At 35.8% G+C, this 4,291-nt stretch carries 6 protein-coding genes; all 6 read left to right on the top strand.

Annotated features, from left to right (window positions below; all coding sequences use genetic code 11):
* Positions 1-161: 161 nt before the first annotated feature.
* Positions 162-1,247, top strand: a complete 1,086-nt coding sequence (mobV, locus tag HF964_RS09775) for a MobV family relaxase (protein WP_168722859.1) — start codon at positions 162-164, stop codon at positions 1,245-1,247.
* Between the two features lie 607 nt (positions 1,248-1,854).
* Positions 1,855-2,010: a ribbon-helix-helix protein, CopG family gene (locus tag HF964_RS09770; RefSeq protein ID WP_004906453.1), complete on the top strand. Its 156-nt coding sequence runs from the start codon at positions 1,855-1,857 to the stop codon at positions 2,008-2,010.
* Between the two features lie 72 nt (positions 2,011-2,082).
* Positions 2,083-2,766, top strand: coding sequence for a replication protein (locus HF964_RS09765; RefSeq protein WP_168722858.1), 684 nt, complete (start codon positions 2,083-2,085; stop codon positions 2,764-2,766).
* Positions 2,756-2,941, top strand: coding sequence for a hypothetical protein (locus HF964_RS09760; RefSeq protein ID WP_168722857.1), 186 nt, complete (start codon positions 2,756-2,758; stop codon positions 2,939-2,941). The genes HF964_RS09765 and HF964_RS09760 overlap by 11 nt, the downstream gene beginning before the upstream one ends.
* Before the next feature lie 60 nt (positions 2,942-3,001).
* Positions 3,002-3,313, top strand: coding sequence for a hypothetical protein (locus HF964_RS09755; RefSeq protein ID WP_168722856.1), 312 nt, complete (start codon positions 3,002-3,004; stop codon positions 3,311-3,313).
* A 46-nt stretch (positions 3,314-3,359) separates the two neighbouring features.
* Positions 3,360-4,052, top strand: coding sequence for a toll/interleukin-1 receptor domain-containing protein (locus tag HF964_RS09750; protein ID WP_168722855.1), 693 nt, complete (start codon positions 3,360-3,362; stop codon positions 4,050-4,052).
* The last annotated feature ends 239 nt before the right edge of the window (positions 4,053-4,291 follow it).

Below are 4,291 nucleotides of genomic sequence, written 5' to 3'. Positions count from 1 at the left end.
CCCGCCGGAGGTTTTTCTAGCCGGATAATAGGCGTAGAAAAATAGCAGTTTCCCCAGTAGGAAGGGGGAACGCTACTACCTCGTAGAGCCCACACTTTACCATGTAAAGTATAGTGAGTTATACTTTACATGGAAGATAACTCCGAAATGAGGTGCGTACGATGAGTTTTGCTGTTGCTAGAATGACAAAATTAAAAGCTGATAATTTGGTCGGTATTGGTAATCATGACCAACGGAAAACGACCAATCACAGCAACGAAGATATTGATGTTTCCCGCTCTCACTTGAATTATGATTTGGTGGCAGGACGGACAAATAATTTTAAAACGGATATTGAAGCTTATATCAACGAAAACAAGGTTAGTAGTCGGGCAGTCCGTAAAGACGCTGTTTTGGTTAATGAATGGATCATAACTAGTGACAAAGTTTTTTTTGAGCAGTTAGACGAAAACGACACTCGTAAATATTTTGAAACGGCTAAACAATATTTCGCAAATGACTATGGCGATGAAAATATTCGTTATGCGGTCGTTCATATGGACGAAAAGACACCTCACATGCATATGGGTATTGTTCCTTTTGATGACGATAAAAAGCTCTCTGCCAAGCGTATATTCAATCGTGAAGCCTTACAACGTATTCAAGATGAATTATCCCAGTACCTCAAAGAAAATGGCTTTGATGTTGAACGTGGGAATAAAAACAAAGAGCGCAAAAATTTATCCGTTCCTGAATACAAAGCTATGCGGGAAGAGTTGAAGAAAATAGAGACTGAAAAACAAGAGACGCAAGCAAGGCTTGCAGATACACAAAAAGAATTTGATGAAATTAAGCCACGTAGTAATAAAAATATTGATAGTAAACCAACGCTACTAAACAAAAATAAAGTGCTGGTTGATAAAAATGATCTCGCTGATTTAGAAAGGCGTGCTTCTTTTAGTGATAGTTATAATCTTAGGTATACTAGAGCGACTAGTGAAGTTAATTCGTTAGTAGATAAGTTGGATAGAAAAACGTGGGATTATAATGACTTAGAACGAGAGAATGAGCGTTTGAGAAATTTAGTGAGCACGTTGCAGAATTTGGTTAAGAAAGTAGATGTATTTCTTCAGCGCAAAATCGGTATACATTTACCTGATACTTTTTTAGAGCGTGCAGGCTTAAAAGAACCGTCTAAAAAAGCCCCTGAAAGGTCACAGGAGATCAAGAGGCATAAATCTGATGAATTAGGTGGTCCGCACCTTTAAAACGCTTATATGGGCTTAAAATCGCATTTAAGAGCTTAATACAACATCTTTCTTGGTTGAACACTGTTAATTTTGTGTCTGTCAACGGTAAATCGAATTAGAGGGGCTTGCTGCTTTAGCAGTTAGCCCCTTTTTGAGGCTTTGAGGAGTTGATAGACTAGCGGATAAAACACTTTTGCGCATGCGAAGAAAAGCACACCTGCTTTTTTTGCCTGCCCCACGGCGAGTGCGGGGTGAGTTTGAGCGGGAGCGCCCGCTCATTTATGTGGTCAAGCTGACACAGCTTGCGGGTTTGGGCGGAGCCCATATTTTGGTTTGAGCGGGATAAAAATTTTGGAAATCAGGGGGGGCAGGGAGCGAATTTCGCTCCTGTACTACGACCCCCCTTTTAAGTGCCGAGTGCCAATTTTAATAAAAAAGTGTCTTTAAGCCTTTTATATCAATGGTTACAGAGTTTTATAACTCGGCGAGTTTTTGGCGAGTTTTTGGCGAGTTTTTAGCTAGTTTCTAGCGAAATAGAGTTTTCTAGCACATGTTGTTGACAGTAATGTTGCAAAAATGCATAATATCGGTGTACCTAAATTTAATTTAGTTTGGAGTAAAAAATATGGCTACAAATAAAAAAAGAATTACGGTCAGTCTAACCGAAGACCAATATTCTACTTTGGAAAAGCTTGCAAAAGAAAAAGGTTTTTCTAAGTCTGCGATTCTAGCTTTAGCTTTAGAAGATTATTCAAGAAAGGAATTAGAACAAAAAAAATAAGCGAAAACTCGGCTTGGGCAAGACGAAAGTTTCCGCTAAACATTGTTGTTCTAACAAGGTTATTTTACCATTATGGCAAAAGACAAATCAAGATACTTCACCTTTTTGTTATATCCCGAATCTATTCCAGAAGATTGGAAATCAAAATTAGAATTAATTGGTGTCCCAATTGCTGTTAGTCCATTGCATGATAAAGATAAAAGTGCTGTGCCAGGACAAGAGTTTAAAAAACCACATTATCATGTTGTCTATGTGGCTAAAAATCCAGTTACTGCTGATAGTGTTCGGTATAAAATTAAACAGCTTCTGGGCGATCAGAGTATTGCTAAAGTACAAATAGTCATAAGAAGTATGACAAGTATGTTTTTATACCTTACTCATGAGTCTAAAGACGCTATTGAGAAGAAAAAGCATAAATATAATAAACAAGATATTACGTTAATTAATAATTTTGATATTGATAGATATATATCGCTTGATGTGGAAGATAAAGACGATATGTTGAATACTGTGTGCGATTTGATTGACGAATACGGGATAGCTAATATACGTGAATTAAAGCGTTTTGTCAGAATTCATGGTAATGAACATGGGCTTCCTAGTATGAAAATAATTAATTCTGTTTTGCGGGCGCATACCGCTTTGGTAAGACTATATTTTGACGCGGTTTATCAGGAAAGAAGATATGGTAGGGGAGATATTGATGAAAAAACAGGAGAAATATTGAACAATAAGGAGACTAGAGATGAAAAATAAAATTATTGCTTTTATTGATGTTCTTGTTCGCATGTTATTTTCTATTTTTGGGGTTTATCTTTTAACAAAATATAACTCTGATAACACAATTAAAGCTGCAGGCTACAGTATAATAATTTTTAATATTGTTACTACATTTTTTGATTCCAATTATCATAAAAATAAAACTTTGTAAGTTGAATTTATAATGTTTTATTTTTCGTTGTTATATTATTTTGTAAAAGGATGGTTTATTATGTCAACAAGAAAAAATATTTTAGATGTTGTTCAAGAACATATTGATAATGGAGAACGTGTTTTAGTTACTGTCGGAGATTTTGGAACTCAAGAAATGGCAGTTACTAACCAGGTTGTTACGATTCATTGTGTTTTTGTAAGTAAGAATGATCGTATGCACTATCTTACAGAATTGGTTGATTCTTCAAAAGAAAAAGTTTATGAATTATTAAACGCTATTCAAGAAAAAGTGAGTCCTTTTTATTTTAAGAGTGAATTATCTCCAGAGGACTATATGGAATTTTCAAATTTATTCAAGACCGATTTTTGAGGTGTTGATTTGATGAATGATAATGTATAAAGGAGATTAATATTTTATGGCACAATGTACTGCACCAGTTAATGGACATAGATCTGCGGCTGCGAGGGCTAATTGTCCTGTATGTGGTGGAAGAGGGGGTTATAGCTCTTATGGATACAGTGGTTACAGCGACCATAGTCGAAGTTACTCAAGTCCTTCTAGAAATAGAACAAGTTCTTTAACTTCTGGTAATAAAACTAGAGCGAAATGGTCATCTTCTAGTTCTACTATTTTGTATACTCCAGCAGAAATTAAAGCTCTTACTCCATTGCGTAATGAAGTTGAAAAAAGAGCTAAAATTGATTTAAAAGATATTTTTCTTTGTCATGCTTGGGAAGATAGAAAAACTACTGCCAAAAATTTAACTGATTTACTTGTGGGAAATGGTACGTCTGTTTGGTTTAGCGAAAATGAAGTGCTTTTGGGTTCTAATTTACTTAGAGAAATTGATAAAGGTCTAGTTAATTCTCGTGTTGGTATTGTATTGGTTACTCAATCATTTCTTAAACGAATTAAAGGAAACGGAATAGCTGATAAGGAACTTTCCGCTCTACTTTCTCGTGATCAATTAATTCCAGTTTTGGATGGTGTAACATTTGAAGAACTTGTTGATGTAAGTCCATTACTTGCTTCTCGTAGTGGATTAAATACTTCAGAAGAAACTATAGAAGATATTGCTGATAAGTTATCAGAAGTAGTTTCTGTATAATCTTTTAAGAGCTGACTATATTATGGTCAGCTCTTTTTGTGATTAAGCTGATATATATCAGCTTGCCCCGCTCGGGTAGAGTTCTGCATGAAATGCGCTTGCTATGCAATAGCCCGCCGGAGGTTTTTCTAGCCGGATAATAGGCGTAGAAAAATAGCAGTTTCCCCAGTAGGAAGGGGGAACGCTACTACCTCGTAGAGCCCACACTTTACCATGTAAAGTATAGTGAGTTATACTTT

This window comes from Periweissella fabalis (assembly GCF_012396505.1).
Classification (GTDB): domain Bacteria; phylum Bacillota; class Bacilli; order Lactobacillales; family Lactobacillaceae; genus Periweissella; species Periweissella fabalis.
This window is presented reverse-complemented; position numbering and strand designations above follow the sequence as displayed.

Coding starts and splice junctions, on each gene's coding strand:
- HF964_RS09755 (WP_168722856.1), top strand. CDS start 3,002: ATGTCAACAAGAAAAAATATTTTAGATGTTGTTCAAGAACATATTGAT.
- HF964_RS09750 (WP_168722855.1), top strand. CDS start 3,360: ATGGCACAATGTACTGCACCAGTTAATGGACATAGATCTGCGGCTGCG.
- HF964_RS09770 (WP_004906453.1), top strand. CDS start 1,855: ATGGCTACAAATAAAAAAAGAATTACGGTCAGTCTAACCGAAGACCAA.
- HF964_RS09765 (WP_168722858.1), top strand. CDS start 2,083: ATGGCAAAAGACAAATCAAGATACTTCACCTTTTTGTTATATCCCGAA.
- mobV (WP_168722859.1), top strand. CDS start 162: ATGAGTTTTGCTGTTGCTAGAATGACAAAATTAAAAGCTGATAATTTG.
- HF964_RS09760 (WP_168722857.1), top strand. CDS start 2,756: ATGAAAAATAAAATTATTGCTTTTATTGATGTTCTTGTTCGCATGTTA.